Annotated in this window: 13 protein-coding genes; 6 read left to right on the forward strand and 7 right to left on the reverse strand. The window is 71.5% G+C overall.

The features are described 5' to 3' along the window. Nucleotides 1-4: 4 nt before the first annotated feature. Both FBY22_RS04105 and FBY22_RS04110 read right to left on the reverse strand, forming a co-directional pair. On the reverse strand, nucleotides 5-754 hold the full coding sequence (locus FBY22_RS04105) for an ABC transporter permease (protein ID WP_142142528.1): 750 nt from the start codon (nucleotides 752-754) through the stop codon (nucleotides 5-7). 13 nt (nucleotides 755-767) lie between these two features. Then, nucleotides 768-1,553 carry an ABC transporter ATP-binding protein gene (locus FBY22_RS04110; protein WP_142142529.1) on the reverse strand — a complete coding sequence of 262 codons (786 nt, stop codon included), beginning with the start codon at nucleotides 1,551-1,553 and terminating at the stop codon, nucleotides 768-770. A 79-nt stretch (nucleotides 1,554-1,632) separates the two neighbouring features. On the opposite strand from FBY22_RS04110, the gene FBY22_RS04115 reads away from it, so the two are divergent. The 4 genes from FBY22_RS04115 (at nucleotide 1,633) to FBY22_RS43830 (ending at nucleotide 6,564) form a co-directional block, all read left to right on the forward strand. Beyond that, nucleotides 1,633-2,274, forward strand: coding sequence for a TetR/AcrR family transcriptional regulator (locus FBY22_RS04115; protein ID WP_142142530.1), 642 nt, complete (start codon nucleotides 1,633-1,635; stop codon nucleotides 2,272-2,274). A gap of 138 nt (nucleotides 2,275-2,412) precedes the next feature. Beyond that, complete coding sequence (locus tag FBY22_RS04120; RefSeq protein ID WP_142142531.1) at nucleotides 2,413-3,261, forward strand: 3-hydroxyacyl-CoA dehydrogenase family protein; 849 nt, start codon at nucleotides 2,413-2,415, stop codon at nucleotides 3,259-3,261. A gap of 169 nt (nucleotides 3,262-3,430) precedes the next feature. After that, on the forward strand, nucleotides 3,431-3,754 hold the full coding sequence (locus tag FBY22_RS04125; RefSeq protein ID WP_142142532.1) for an STAS domain-containing protein: 324 nt from the start codon (nucleotides 3,431-3,433) through the stop codon (nucleotides 3,752-3,754). Nucleotides 3,755-4,011: 257 nt separating this feature from the next. Beyond that, the gene (locus FBY22_RS43830) at nucleotides 4,012-6,564 is read left to right on the forward strand and encodes an ATP-binding protein (RefSeq protein WP_160159857.1); all 2,553 of its coding nucleotides are present in this window, start codon (nucleotides 4,012-4,014) and stop codon (nucleotides 6,562-6,564) included. Nucleotides 6,565-6,627: 63 nt separating this feature from the next. Here FBY22_RS43830 and nucS read toward each other — a convergent pair whose 3' ends face one another. After that, nucleotides 6,628-7,299: an endonuclease NucS gene (nucS, locus tag FBY22_RS04135; protein ID WP_142142533.1), complete on the reverse strand. Its 672-nt coding sequence runs from the start codon at nucleotides 7,297-7,299 to the stop codon at nucleotides 6,628-6,630. Nucleotides 7,300-7,554: 255 nt separating this feature from the next. Between nucS and FBY22_RS04140 the strand changes: the two genes are divergently transcribed. Continuing rightward, on the forward strand, nucleotides 7,555-7,947 hold the full coding sequence (locus tag FBY22_RS04140; RefSeq protein WP_142142534.1) for an SCO5389 family protein: 393 nt from the start codon (nucleotides 7,555-7,557) through the stop codon (nucleotides 7,945-7,947). Nucleotides 7,948-8,029: 82 nt separating this feature from the next. Here FBY22_RS04140 and FBY22_RS04145 read toward each other — a convergent pair whose 3' ends face one another. Further along, nucleotides 8,030-9,058, reverse strand: a complete 1,029-nt coding sequence (locus tag FBY22_RS04145; RefSeq protein ID WP_142142535.1) for an LLM class flavin-dependent oxidoreductase — start codon at nucleotides 9,056-9,058, stop codon at nucleotides 8,030-8,032. Between the two features lie 221 nt (nucleotides 9,059-9,279). Here FBY22_RS04145 and FBY22_RS04150 point away from each other — a divergent pair, with 221 nt between their 5' ends. Next, the gene (locus FBY22_RS04150) at nucleotides 9,280-9,621 is read left to right on the forward strand and encodes an ATP/GTP-binding protein (protein ID WP_142142536.1); all 342 of its coding nucleotides are present in this window, start codon (nucleotides 9,280-9,282) and stop codon (nucleotides 9,619-9,621) included. A gap of 16 nt (nucleotides 9,622-9,637) precedes the next feature. On the opposite strand, the gene FBY22_RS04155 is transcribed toward FBY22_RS04150, so the two are convergent. The 3 genes from FBY22_RS04155 to FBY22_RS04165 all read right to left on the reverse strand — a co-directional run bounded on the left by FBY22_RS04155 (nucleotide 9,638) and on the right by FBY22_RS04165 (nucleotide 12,870). Further along, nucleotides 9,638-10,516, reverse strand: coding sequence for an ABC transporter permease (locus tag FBY22_RS04155; protein WP_142142537.1), 879 nt, complete (start codon nucleotides 10,514-10,516; stop codon nucleotides 9,638-9,640). After that, nucleotides 10,513-11,985 (reverse strand): ABC transporter ATP-binding protein, encoded by a 1,473-nt coding sequence (locus FBY22_RS04160; protein ID WP_142142538.1) that lies wholly within the window; start codon nucleotides 11,983-11,985, stop codon nucleotides 10,513-10,515. The genes FBY22_RS04155 and FBY22_RS04160 overlap by 4 nt, the downstream gene beginning before the upstream one ends. A 114-nt stretch (nucleotides 11,986-12,099) precedes the next feature. Then, the gene (locus tag FBY22_RS04165) at nucleotides 12,100-12,870 is read right to left on the reverse strand and encodes an ABC transporter permease (RefSeq protein ID WP_142142539.1); all 771 of its coding nucleotides are present in this window, start codon (nucleotides 12,868-12,870) and stop codon (nucleotides 12,100-12,102) included.

The following is a 12,870-nucleotide window of genomic DNA, read 5'->3' on the forward strand; positions in this document are numbered from 1 at the left end:
GTAGTTACGCCCCGGCCGTGCGGAAGACGCGTGTGCCCACTGTCACGGCGAGCAGGGCGAATCCGAGGGCGACGAGGACGCCGTACGCCATGTGGTCCGTCACGTACGACCCGACGTACGCGTCCCGCACCGCGTCCACCAGATAGCGGAACGGCACGAAGTGGGACAGCACGTCCAGCCACGCCGGCGCCAGGCTCATCGGGAGCATCAGCCCGGACAGCAGCATGGACGGCATGGTCAGGGCGTTGACCATGGGACCGAACTCCTGGGGCGTGCGGACCTTGAAGGCCAGCGCGTACGACAGCGAACCCAGGGAGACGGTCAGCAGGGCCACGAAGGCGAAGCCGATCAGGATGCCGGCCAGTGGGGCGCGCAGGCCCATCACCGCCGCGGCCAGCACCAGCAGCACGGCCTGGAAGACGAAGACGGTCGCGTCGCGCAGGACGCGGCCGAGCAGCAGCGCGAGCCGGCTGACCGGGGTCACGCGCATGCGCTCCACCACGCCCTGGCCGTTCTCCATGATGATCGTGAACCCGGCGAACGCGGCCCCGAACAGGCCGAGTTGGAGCAGCAGCCCGGGGACCAGGACCTGCCAGCTGGTGCCGCGGGAGGCCAGCGGCAGCCCGGTGAGCAGCGGCCCGAAGAACAGCAGGTACAGCAACGGCATCAGCACGCCGAAGAGCAGCGCGAAGCGGGAGCGCAGGGACTGGCGGAGGTAGCGGCCGTAGATCAGGCCGGTGTCGTGGAGCAGCATCTTCTCCGGCTTCCTATACGGCGACGGGGGCGGGGTCGGCCTTGGCCGGACCGCGGCCGGTGATGGCGAGGAACGTGTCCTGCAGGCTCGCGTCGATCGAGCCGGCGTGGCGCAGCTTCAGGGCGCTCGGCGTGCCCTCGGCGGCGACCACGCCCCGGTCGACGACGACCAGCCGGTCGGCGAGGGCGTCCGCCTCGTCCAGGTAGTGGGTCGTCAGGAACACCGTGGTGCCGTGCTCGTCCCGCAGTCGGCGCACCAGCTCCCACAGGTCGGCCCGGCTGCCGGGGTCGAGGCCGGTCGTCGGTTCGTCGAGGAACAGCACCTTCGGGCGGTGGGTGAGTGCCATCGCGATGTCCAGACGCCGGCGCTGGCCTCCGGAGAGCGTGCCGCACCTGCGGTCGAGCAGCCCTTCGAGGCCGAGGTCGCGAGCCAACTCCGCGGCGCGGTCGACCGCCTGCCCGCGCGTCAGCCGGTACAGGCGGCCCTGGGTGACCAGCTCCTCGCGCACGCTGATCTGCGGGTCGACGCCGCCGGACTGGGCGACGTAACCGCATGCCCGCCGCACCCCTGCCGGATCGCGCGCCAGGTCGTGGCCGGCGACCGTGGCGGCGCCGCCGGTCGGGGTGAGCAGGGTCGTGAGCATCCGCAGGGTGGTGGTCTTCCCGGCGCCGTTCGGGCCGAGGAACCCGAGGATCTCGCCCTCGTGGACGGTCAGATCGATGCCGCGGACCGCTTCGACGGGGCCGCGCCTGGTGGGGAAGGTGCGCGCCAGTGCGGCCGCGCTGATGACTTCAGCCATGCGCCCAGAAAAACAGAGTCCCTTAAATTTTGCAATGACTCCAAAATTCAAGTGAGCCCAGCGGGGTTAGGATTCGGACATGGCAGAGGGGCTCCGCGAGCGGAAGAAACGGCAGACCAGGCAGTACATCTCCGACGTCGCCACGGGCCTGTTCGTCGAGCGCGGCTTCGACGCCGTGACCGTCGCCGAGATCGCCGACGCCGCCGACGTCTCGGTCAACACCGTCTACAACTACTTCCCCGCGAAGGAAGACCTCTTCTTCGACCGCTCCGGCGACATCGGTGACCGCCTGGCCCGGTGGGTGCGCGGACGGCGCAAGGGGGAGTCGGCCGCCGACGCCGTCCTGCGGGAACTGCGCGAGGAGGCCGAGGCGGTCTCGCCGCGGCTCGGCCTGATGCCGGGCTACGCCACCTTCATGCGGGTCATCGAGGAGGCCCCCGCGCTGCGCTCCCGGCTGTGGGCCATCGGTCAGGAGGTCCAGGACAGCCTGGAGGCGGCCCTGCGGGAGGAGACGGCCGCGGCCGACGACGACCCGCTGCCCCATCTGATCGCCGGTCAGCTCGGCTGGGCGCACAGTGCCGTCATGGCGGTCATTCGCCGCGAGATGGTCAAGGGGCGCGATCCACGCGAAGTGTCACGAGAGGTACTGGTCCTCCTCGACGACATCGAGGAGCTGTTGGGCGAGAAGGTGCTCAACTACGCCGTCCGTGGCGTCGAATGACCCCTGCCGGTGTGATGTCCGTCAGATGAGACGTGACGCGCATTACTTACCGAACACACGGCACCTCACGAGCGCTAAGGTCCGCCGAAGAGACATACGTAAACGTGGTGTAAGGCGTTTCAAAGGGGAGTCGCAAACGTGGCACGGAAGCTTGCCGTCATCGGCGCCGGCCTGATGGGTTCCGGTATCGCCCAGGTCTCGGCCCAGGCCGGCTGGGACGTCGTCCTGCGGGACGTCACGGACGAGGCCCTCAGGCGCGGCACCGACGGCATCAAGGCCTCGTACGACAAGTTCGTGAGCAAGGGGAAGATGGAGGCGCACGACGCCGACGCCTCCCTCGCCCGCATCACCGCGACCACCGATCTGGACGCCGCCGCCGACGCCGACATCGTCGTCGAGGCCGTGTTCGAGAAGCTGGAGGTCAAGCACGAGATCTTCCGCACGCTCGACAAGATCGTGCGCCATGACACCGTGCTGGCCTCCAACACCTCCGCCATCCCGATCACCAAGATCGCGGCGGCCACCGAGCACCCCGAGCGGGTCGTGGGCGTCCACTTCTTCTCGCCGGTGCCGATGATGCAGCTCGTCGAGCTCGTCCGCGGCTACAAGACCAGCGACGAAACCCTCGCCACCGCGCGGGAGTTCGCCGAGTCCGTCGGCAAGACCTGCATCGTCGTCAACCGCGACGTGGCCGGCTTCGTCACCACCCGGCTCATCTCCGCCCTCGTCGTCGAGGCGACCAAGCTCTACGAGTCGGGCGTCGCGACCGCCGAGGACATCGACCTCGCCTGCAAGCTGGGCTTCGGCCACGCGATGGGCCCGCTGGCCACGGCGGACCTGACCGGCGTCGACATCCTGCTGCACGCCACCAGCAACATCTACACCGAGTCGCAGGACGAGAAGTTCGCGCCGCCGGAGCTGATGCGCCGGATGGTTGACGCCGGTGACATCGGGCGCAAGAGCGGGCAGGGCTTCTACACGTACTGACCACATCGGTACGTCCGGCCACTGAAACCGCACAAACCCCGGGAGCATCACTCGCGGGGGTGAATTCGGTATCGGTTCGCTCACAGACGGCAACCTCGTCGCCGCTGGAGCAGTCAGACGATGCACAGCCACCGTCACGGAGTACGCAACGCACTCACGGGGAGCGCTTATGTTCATCAGGGGCGACCACGCCGAGCTGGTCGTCGGGGGCCGCCTCGACGTCCGCAGCGCGGCGGACGCCCGCACGGTCCTGCACTCGGCCGTCGACGACGGAGTCGGCGACATCGTGCTCGACCTGTCCGAACTGGACTCCTGGGACGCCACCGGACTCGGGGTGATCATGGGCGTCCACCGGCGGGCCGGCCGCTGCGGCCGGCGCCTGGTGCTGCGCGACGTACCGCCGCAGATGCAGCGCCTGCTGGTGGCCACCCGGCTGCACCGGATCCTGGCGATCGAGGGGGGCATCGGGGTGGAGTCGCTGCCCCGCGTGTGACGTCTGGCACGCACGGTGCGGGCGCGGCCGGGCATTCCGGCCGGGAAACGCAGGTCAGCGCGATCCGTACGACACTGTGACGTCTCGGGCGGCGCCGTACCCCGGGCTGTCGTAGATACTGAGCGAAGGTTTAGGGTTCGGCTGCCCGCCGCCAGCGAAACCCTCGAGCGGGTACCGGACCAGAAGCGACAGCGGAGTGTGCGACAAGGCCGGGAGGGGCTGTATCGGCACACGATCGCTTTTGGGGGGCTTGACCTATGGACCCGAACAACCGGGGACCCGAGGGCTACGGCCATGACGGCGACACGGGAGCGTCGCGCCAGCGCCCGCCCAGGGACCCCCTCACACCCGACTTCGGACAGCACACGCCCGCGCTCGCCCGCACGGTGCAGCTCGTCACGGGCGACCACCTGCTCACCGTCAATCCCGTCGACGGCAGCGAGATAGAGCCCTGCCCGCCAGGGGAGCGACCGGCCCGGCCCGAGAAGCTCACCGCGGCCGAGCGCGCCGAGGCGGTCCGGGCCGCCCGGGCACCCGTCCCGCCGGGACCGGCCCTGCCCGTGCTGCCGCTCCTGGAACGCCAGGACGAGCGCGAGCACTTGGTCCGGCTGCTCGCCCGTGGCCGCTCCGTACGCCTCACCGGCCCCGCAGGCTCGGGCCGCACCGCCCTGCTCGACCTGGTCGCGGAGGACTGCGCGGACCTCGCCCCCGACGGCGTCGTCCGCCTCAACGGCTTCCACCGCAGCGCCGAGGAACTGCTGCACGACCTCTTCCACGCCGTCTACAACGCGCCCCTGTACCGCCCGGAGCGGGAAGAACTGCTCGCCCTCGTCCGGGAGGTCGGCGCGGTCGTCGTCCTCGACGACATCGAGTTCGGCGGCGCCGCCCTCGACGAGCTGCTCGACGCGACGCCCGAGTGCGCCTTCGTGATCGGCGCCACGCCCGACGTGCCCGCGCCCTCCGCCGACTCCGCCGTCGAGGAGGTCCTCCTCGGCGGCCTGGAACGGGCGGGCGGCGTCGACATCATCGAACGCGTCGTCGGCCGGCCGCTCACCGAGGAGGAGGCCAACTGGGCCGGCGACCTCTGGTTCGAGTCCGAGGGCCTGCCGCTGCGGTTCGTCCAGGCCGGCGCCCTGCTGCGCCAGCGGGACCAGCAGCGGGCCGGCGCCGGCGCCGTGGACGAGTTCGGCGTCTTCGCCGACTCCCTGCCCGTGGACGCGCCCTTCGACGCCCCGTTCGACGCCGAGGACGACGCCGTACCGCTGCCCTCACTCGGCGAGGCCGCCGCGCCCGCCCCGCTGCTGGCCGCCCGGCTGAGTCCGTCGGCCCGCGCGACCCTGCGCTTCGCGGTCGCCCTCGGCGGCGAGGTGCCCCACCAGGCCCACCTGCCGGCGCTGGTCGGCGACACCCACGCGGACGCCGCCCTCGGCGAACTGGCCTCCTGCGGGCTGGTCTCCCCGGTCGGCTCCCGCTACCGCCTCGCCGCCGGCGTCCTCCAGCAGCTGGAGGCCGCCGGATACAACGACGACATCGGGGCCCGCGCGCTGACCGCCGCCCAGCACTACGCCTGGTGGGCCGGGCATCCGTCGGTCACCCCCGAGCGGGTGTGCGCCGAGGCCGACGCCCTGCTCGCCGCCCTCGGCGTCCTGGTGCCGGACACCGCCCCGCCCGCGGAGGGCGAGGAGGCCGTCACCGTCCGGCTGGCCCGCACGGCCGCGCCCGCCTTCGCCGCCGGACTGGACTTCAGCGCCTGGGAACGCGCGCTGCGCGCCGGTGCCGAGGCCTCCCGGCTGGCGGGAGAGGTGTCGGAACAGGCCTACTTCCACCACGAGCTGGGTGTGCTCGCGCTGTGCGACGGGGAGTTCGACCGGGCCCGCGCCGAGCTGGAGACCTCCCTGGGGCTGCGCGGCGCGACCTCCGACAAGCGCGGCACGGTCGCCGCCCGGCGCGCCCTCGCCCTGGTCGCCGACCGCACCGGCACGGCGCCGGGTCTGGTGTCGACGGCCGGTGAGGAGGTGCCGGACGCCCGCTACGAGGAGTCCCAGTCGCCCCCGGGCGGCGTACCCGCGGTCCTGCCGGGCTTCCCGCCCGCGCGGCCGTCGGCCCCCTCCACGGGCGACGGCGCGACGATCGTCGTCAACCGGTCGGCGTCCGGCGGACACCCGCCCAAGACGCACCGCGCGGGCATCAGGGGCCTCGCCCGCCGCAACCTGGTGGCGGCCGGCGCGGGCGCGCTGCTCGTCGCCGTGCTGGGCACGGTGGTGACACTCGGCGCGACCTCCAACAACGACGCCAACAACCCCTCCGACAAGGTCGGTGTGAACCCGTCCGCCAGCCAGGGCGTCGACGACGGCTCCCTCGGCGCGGACAAGCCGAAGACCGACAAGGGCGGCGACACCGGCACGGCCACGAGCAGGCCGACCGATCCGGGGCCCGACGGCACCTACGGCACCTCGGACGACCCGACGCCGCCGTCCGACACCGGCGGCACGCCGTCGGACAGGCCCAGCGGGACGAAGGGGTCGGGTGGCGGCGGTTCGTCGAGCTCGCCGTCGAAGTCGCCGTCCAAGCCGCCCACGTCACCGCCCCCCTCGTCGCCGAAGCCGAGCACGTCGTCTTCGTCGCCGTCCACGTCACCGAGTCCCTCGCCCTCGCCGTCCGCCTCGACGTCGTCGAGTGCGGGGCCCCCGTCCACCTCGACCACGGCCAGCGGCCCGGCCTCCGGCGCCCCGGCGTCCTCCACCGCCCCGGACCGGACGAGCGCTTCGGCGAGCGCACCGGCGAGCAGCGCCTCGGGCGCGGTGATCTGAGGCGGGCACACCGAAGGGGCCGGGTTCCACCAGGACCCGGCCCCTTCGCCGTACCGCCGCCGCTCAGAACAGCCGCAGCTTGTCGTCCTCGATGCCGCGCAGCGCGTCGTAGTCCAGCACCGTGCAGCCGATCCCGCGGTCGGTGGCGAGGACGCGGGCCTGCGGCTTGATCTCCTGTGCCGCGAAGATGCCGCGGACCGGGGCCAGATGCGGGTCGCGGTTCAACAGCTCCAGATAGCGGGTCAGTTGCTCCACGCCGTCGATCTCGCCGCGCCGCTTGATCTCCACCGCCACGGTCTGCCCCTCGGCGTCCCGGCACAGGATGTCGACGGGGCCGATCGCGGTCATGTACTCGCGCCGGATGAGCGAGTAGCCCTCGCCGAGGGTCTCGATGCGGTCCGCGAGGAGTTCCTGGAGGTGTGCTTCCACGCCGTCCTTGATCAGGCCTGGGTCCACGCCGAGTTCGTGCGAGGAGTCGTGGAGGATCTGCTCCATCGTGATGATGAGTTTCTCGCCCGCTTTGTTGATGACGGTCCAGACGCCCTCGTCGTCGCCCGCGCCCTCCTTCAGCGTGCAGGGCGGTGACATCCAGTTCAGGGGCTTGTAGGCACGGTCGTCGGCGTGGATCGACACACTGCCGTCCGCCTTCACCAGGATCAGGCGGGGCGCCGAGGGGAGATGGGCGGTGAGCCGGCCCGCGTAGTCGACGGAGCATCGGGCGATGACGAGACGCATGGTCGGCAACGCTACTCGACGGGCAGGTGTCGACGCGATTCGCCCCAGAAGACGACTGACCGCCCCTGTTCGGTTGTGGCCGATTGTGGGCCTAAAGAGGAGCCCCTATGTACGCAATCTCCTGGTGCGGTCACGGTCCGTTGCCTACCGTATAAACGGGAGGTCGCGAGGCGTGTACACAGCGTGTGCGGTATCGCGAACTCCCTTATCTGTCCGGCAACCCCTGTGCACCACAGGGGTGCGAGAGGAGAACCCATGTCGCTCGACGTCTCACCGGCCCTACTCGAGAAGGCCGAGCGAGGCGAGGTCGACGAAGCAGAATTCGTCGACTGCGTCCGGACCTCCCTGCCCTACGCATGGGAGATGATCAGCTCCCTGGTGGCCCAGCTGAAGGTCGACGGCGGACAGTTCGCCGACAACCAGACGCCTCCGCCGGACGAGCGGGCACGCGGTCAGCTGCTGCGTGCGCTCGCGAGTGACGCGATACGCGGCGCGCTCCAGCGGCACTTCGGTGTCCGGCTGGCTTTCCAGAACTGCCACCGGGTGGCGGTGTTCCCGTTGGACTCTTCCGTCGACGAGACGCTGGCGCGCTTCACCTCGGTCCGCAGTCAGCTGCTCAACCAGTCTCCGGAGTTCCGGGACTGCTGAGCGGCATGCCGCTTGCTTGCCGCTCCGTACGCGGGAGGTGCATCAAGTACCGGAGCGGCAAGCCCCATGCCGGACCATGCGGTCAGCCGAGGTGGGGGAGGATTTCGGCACCCAGCCGCCGTACGTTCTCCTCGGTGGCCGCGAGGTCGCCGGAGCCCTCGATCAGCAGGGCGAAGCGGGAGATGCCCGTCCGTTCGCTGGTCGCCGTGAGCCGGTCGACGCACAGCCGTGGGGTGCCCACCGGGTGCAGCCCGCAGAGCAGTTCGGTGTACGCCAGCGGGTCGCGCATCTGCCGCATCCGGCCGTCCACAGTGACATGCGCGTCCAGCCCCTGCTTGAGCCAGCCCGGCATCGCCTTCGTCAGCGCCTCCACCGCGTCCGTGCGCCGGTCCGCGATCTGGCACACGCCCGCGGAGACATGGCCGGCGCCCATGACGCGCTCCGGCGGGTGCCCCGCCGCGCGCGCCAACTCCCGCCACAGGGCGACCATTTCCGCCTTCTCCTCGTCCCCCACGTGCATGCCGAGCAGCATCGGCAGCGCCCGCTCGGCGGCCATCCGGACGCTCCTGGGCGAGGTGCAGGCGACGACGACCTCGGGTCCGTCTGCGTCCGTCAGGGACTCCGACGGCCTTGGCACCACGGGGACTTCACGGAAGCGGAACCGCTCCCCGGCCGCCCCCACGGACGGTTCGCGCAACCAGCGCACCAGCAGATCGAGTGATTCCGGGAACCCCTCCTCGTAGGCCGCGAGACCCGACCCGAACACCTCCAGGTCGACCCACGGGCCACCGCGCCCCACGCCCAGCGAGAACCGCCCGCCGGAGGTGAGGTGCAGCAGCGCGGCCTGCTCGCCGAGGGCCACCGGGTGAGCCGTGGGCAGCACGCTGACGGCCGTGCCCACCCGCAGCCGGCGGGTGTGGCCCAGCAGGAACCCCGCCAGGGTGATCGCCGACGGACAGGTCCCGTACGGCACGAAGTGGTGTTCCGCCAGCCAGACCGAGTCCAGACCGGCCTCCTCGGCGACCTCCGCCGAGCGGACCGCGCGGTGCAGCGCCTCCCCATGACCCTGTCCCGGGAACTGGGCGGACAACACGAAACTTCCAACGCGCATTGCTTTTTCCTGCTTCCTTGGCTCCGACATGGAGCTCCCCCACCCGGCATAACCGTCTGACACGTGCGGGGGTCACGGCCTGGCGAAGAGATTTCCGGATTGTCTGCAGAACGGGCCGTCGCGGGTGGGGCCCGGGGGGTCGGTGCCCTACGCGTACCCGGGTTCCGGGACCGTAGGCTGGACACGAACCGTGCTTCCTGTATAGCCCCGTGAGGTGTTCCGTGTCCCCGCGTCGCAACCGACCCAAGGGCTCCGATCCGTCGGGCTCGTCCGGCCGCAGCGCCGAGGACGACGGCCCCGGCCGCTATGGCGGCTGGCAGTCGACGGAGAGCTGGCAGGGCGAGCAGTGGAGCCTGCGGCACGTGGCGGGCACGAGTGCGCAGGGCAAGACCTACCGCTGCCCCGGCTGCGACCAGATGATCGCCTCCGGGGTGCCGCACGTGGTGGCCTGGCCGGAGCACGCGGGCGTCGACGACCGCCGTCACTGGCACAAGGCGTGCTGGAACGCGAAGGACCGCCGCACCACGCGGGTGCAGCGGTCCCGTAACGCGCCGAAGTTCTGACGAGGCTCCCGAGGGCTCACACGTCGCGGCTGTTGAGCAGCGCCACCGCGCCGCCGAACGCGGCGGCCGTGACGCCGAGCGCGATCCACAGCGGGTCCCAGCCGCTGGGGCCGCCGGAGTCGCTGAGGGAGTTGGAGTAGAAGACGGCCAGCTGGTTGGGGATCGAGTACTCGAACAGGGCCTGGCGGACGTCCTCCAGCGCCTCGGAGAACATGAACAGCGCGATCACCAGCGGCGCCAGCACCAGGCCGATCATGATCGTGATGGCGCCCGCGGAGTGCCGGATGACCGAGCCGATGACGAGCGAGAGCAGTCCGAGCAGGGCAATGTAGAACGAGATGCCGAGGGTGCCCTTCAGCCATTCCTCGCCCGACGGGGTCCGGGCCGAGCTCAGCATGGACACATCGGCGAGCGCGACGAGCAGCACCGACACGAACGTCACGGTGAACGCGACCGCGAAGAACACGATCGCCTTCGCCGTGAGCACCCGGGCGCGGGACGGGCACGCGGTCATCGTGGTGCGGATCATCCCGGTGCCGTACTCGGAGGCCGTGGTCAGCACGCCGAGGGTGATGATGCAGATGCTGCCGAGGAGCAGTCCGAAGACACCGAAGGACAGCGGGTTCTCGCCCGACAGGCTGCCGTCCGACTCGTTGGCGGACACCAGCGCCGCGACCAGCAGGCCGATGCCCACCACGAGCAGCACGAACACGCCGAGCGTCCACATGGTCGACCGGACCGACCTGATCTTCGTCCACTCCGAGGCGATCGCGTGCCCGAGGTGGGTGCGCACCACGGGGATCGGCGAGGTGTAGCCGGGATACGGCGAACCGGGCGCCGCCGCCTGCCAGTCGGGTGCGGCGGCCTGGGGCATCGGGGGCTGCGGGGTGCTCATCGGGCGTCCTCGGGCTTGGTCAGGTCGGCGGAGGCGGCGGACGGGACGGACGCGGGCGCCGCGTCCTGCGGGCCCGCGGCGGCGCTCTGCGGCACGGACGCCTGCGGCGCGCCGGCGGGCGGCGCCGGGACGGCGGGCGTGGCGGAACCTTCCGGCGCCGACCGCGGCGGGCTCGGCGGCTGCGCCGGGGTGGCGGGCTGCGGCTGCGGCGCGGACCCGTGCGGGGCGGCGCTCGGCGCGGGCGCACCGGGGGCCTCGCCGGCCGGTACCGCGGGCACCGGCGGCTGCTGGGGTGCCTGCGGCGCCGGCTGGACGTACGGGTTGCCCTGGTCCGCGGGCGGCGCGGTGGGGGCGCCGTACGGGCTCGCGGGGGGCTGTCCGGCGGCACCGTAGGGGCCGGGCTGCCCCGGCTGCCCCTGCGGCATCGCGAACGGCTGACCGCCCTGTCCGGGCGGCGGCGGGGCGTACCAGCCCGGCTGGCCCTGGCCGGGCACCGGCATCGGGGGCTGGGCGCCGGGCGGCAGGGGCTGCATCAGCCCCGCCTTCTGGTCGATCGTGGAGCGGTAGTCGACGGCGGCCTGGGTCATCCGCATGTACGCCTCCTCCAGCGAGGCCTGATGCGGCGACAGCTCCCACAGCCGTACGTCGGCGTCGTGCGCGATGTCGCTGATGCGGGGGAGCGGCAGCCCGGTGATCCGCAGGGCGCCGTCCTGCTCGGGCAGCACGTGTCCGCCCGCCTCGGTCAGCGCGGACGTCAGCTTCTCGCGCAGCTGCGGTTCGGTGTCCGGGGTGCGCACCCGCGCGAAGCCGGCGGAGTTGGCGGCGATGAAGTCCGCCACGCTCATGTCGGCGAGCAGCTGCCCGCGTCCGATCACGATGAGGTGGTCCGCGGTCAGCGCCATCTCGCTCATCAGGTGCGAGGAGACGAAGACCGTACGACCCTCCGCCGCGAGCGCCTTCATCAGGTTGCGCACCCACAGGATGCCCTCGGGGTCGAGGCCGTTGACCGGCTCGTCGAAGAGCAGCACCTGCGGGTCGCCCAGCAGCGCGGCGGCGATGCCGAGCCGCTGCCCCATGCCGAGCGAGAAGCCCTTGGACCGGCGCCTGGCCACGTCCTGCAGGCCCACCACGCCCAGCACCTCGTCGACCCGCCGGGACGGGATCCCGGACAGCTGGGCGAGGCTCAGCAGGTGGTTGCGGGCGGACCGGCCGCCGTGCACCGCCTTGGCGTCGAGCAGCGCGCCCACCTGACGCGGCGCGTTCGGCAGCTTCGCGTACGGGTAGCCGCCGATCGTCACCTGCCCCGCGGACGGGTTGTCCAGGCCGAGGATCATCCGCATCGTCGTCGACTTGCCGGAGCCGTTGGGCCCCAGGAAGCCGGTGACGGCCCCCGGCCGCACCCGGAACGAAAGGTTGTACACAGCGGTCTTGTCGCCGTAGCGCTTGGTCAGGCCGACTGCCTCGATCATGCTCCGCACCCATCAAAAGGTTCAGGACAGCGGGGCACACGCCCCCGTAAGGGTTAGGAGGATATCGAGGCGCTGACGGTTCCGCTCAAGAGGAGGTAAAACCTGAGCCCCTGCTCACGCGTCCCGTCTCCGCAGCAACACGTACCCGCCGAGCAGCGCCGCGACCACCCACAGCACCATGATCCCCAGACCGCCCCAGGGCCCGTACGGGGTGTCGTCGTCGATCCTCGGCACCACCTGCATGATCCTGCTGCCCGCCTGGTCCGGCAGGAACCGGCCGATCTTCTTCGTCGCGGAGACGTTCCCCAGGATGTTGGAGATCAGGAAGAAGAACGGCATCAGGATGCCCAGCGACAGCATCGGCGAGCGCAGCATCGCGGCCACGCCCATCGAGAACACGGCGATGAGGGTCATGTAGAGCCCGCCGCCGACGACCGCGCGCAGCACGTGCGGGTCGCCGAGGGCGGCCTTGTGCGAGCCCAGCATCGCCTGCCCGAGGAAGAAGGCGACGAAGCTGGTCGCCATGGAGACGACGAGGGCGAGGCCGGTCGCCACCCCGATCTTGCCGGCGAGGAAGGTGCCGCGCTGCGGCACGGCCGCCAGCGAGGTGCGGATCATGCCGGTGCTGTACTCGTTCGACACGACCAGCACCCCGAAAACGATCATCGCGAGCTGGCCGAGGCTCATGCCGGCGAAACTGATGTAGGTGGGGTCGAAGGACAGCCGGTCCTTGGCGCTCATGTTGTCGAACTCGTGCCTGGTCAGCGCCGAGATCAGCATGCCGAGGGCGATGGTGACGACCACGGCGAGGGAGAGGGTCCACACGGTCGAGGCCACCGACCGGATCTTGGTCCACTCGGACCGCACCACCTGGATCGCCGCCAT

Origin of the sequence: Streptomyces sp. SLBN-31 (assembly GCF_006715395.1) — a bacterium.
GTDB lineage: Bacteria > Actinomycetota > Actinomycetes > Streptomycetales > Streptomycetaceae > Streptomyces.

Coding starts and splice junctions, on each gene's coding strand:
- FBY22_RS04105 (WP_142142528.1), bottom strand. CDS start 754: ATGCTGCTCCACGACACCGGCCTGATCTACGGCCGCTACCTCCGCCAG.
- FBY22_RS04165 (WP_142142539.1), bottom strand. CDS start 12,870: ATGGCGGCGATCCAGGTGGTGCGGTCCGAGTGGACCAAGATCCGGTCG.
- FBY22_RS04110 (WP_142142529.1), bottom strand. CDS start 1,553: ATGGCTGAAGTCATCAGCGCGGCCGCACTGGCGCGCACCTTCCCCACC.
- FBY22_RS04145 (WP_142142535.1), bottom strand. CDS start 9,058: ATGCGCGTTGGAAGTTTCGTGTTGTCCGCCCAGTTCCCGGGACAGGGT.
- FBY22_RS04155 (WP_142142537.1), bottom strand. CDS start 10,516: ATGAGCACCCCGCAGCCCCCGATGCCCCAGGCCGCCGCACCCGACTGG.
- FBY22_RS04125 (WP_142142532.1), top strand. CDS start 3,431: ATGTTCATCAGGGGCGACCACGCCGAGCTGGTCGTCGGGGGCCGCCTC.
- FBY22_RS04140 (WP_142142534.1), top strand. CDS start 7,555: ATGTCGCTCGACGTCTCACCGGCCCTACTCGAGAAGGCCGAGCGAGGC.
- FBY22_RS04115 (WP_142142530.1), top strand. CDS start 1,633: ATGGCAGAGGGGCTCCGCGAGCGGAAGAAACGGCAGACCAGGCAGTAC.
- FBY22_RS43830 (WP_160159857.1), top strand. CDS start 4,012: ATGGACCCGAACAACCGGGGACCCGAGGGCTACGGCCATGACGGCGAC.
- FBY22_RS04160 (WP_142142538.1), bottom strand. CDS start 11,985: ATGATCGAGGCAGTCGGCCTGACCAAGCGCTACGGCGACAAGACCGCT.
- nucS (WP_142142533.1), bottom strand. CDS start 7,299: ATGCGTCTCGTCATCGCCCGATGCTCCGTCGACTACGCGGGCCGGCTC.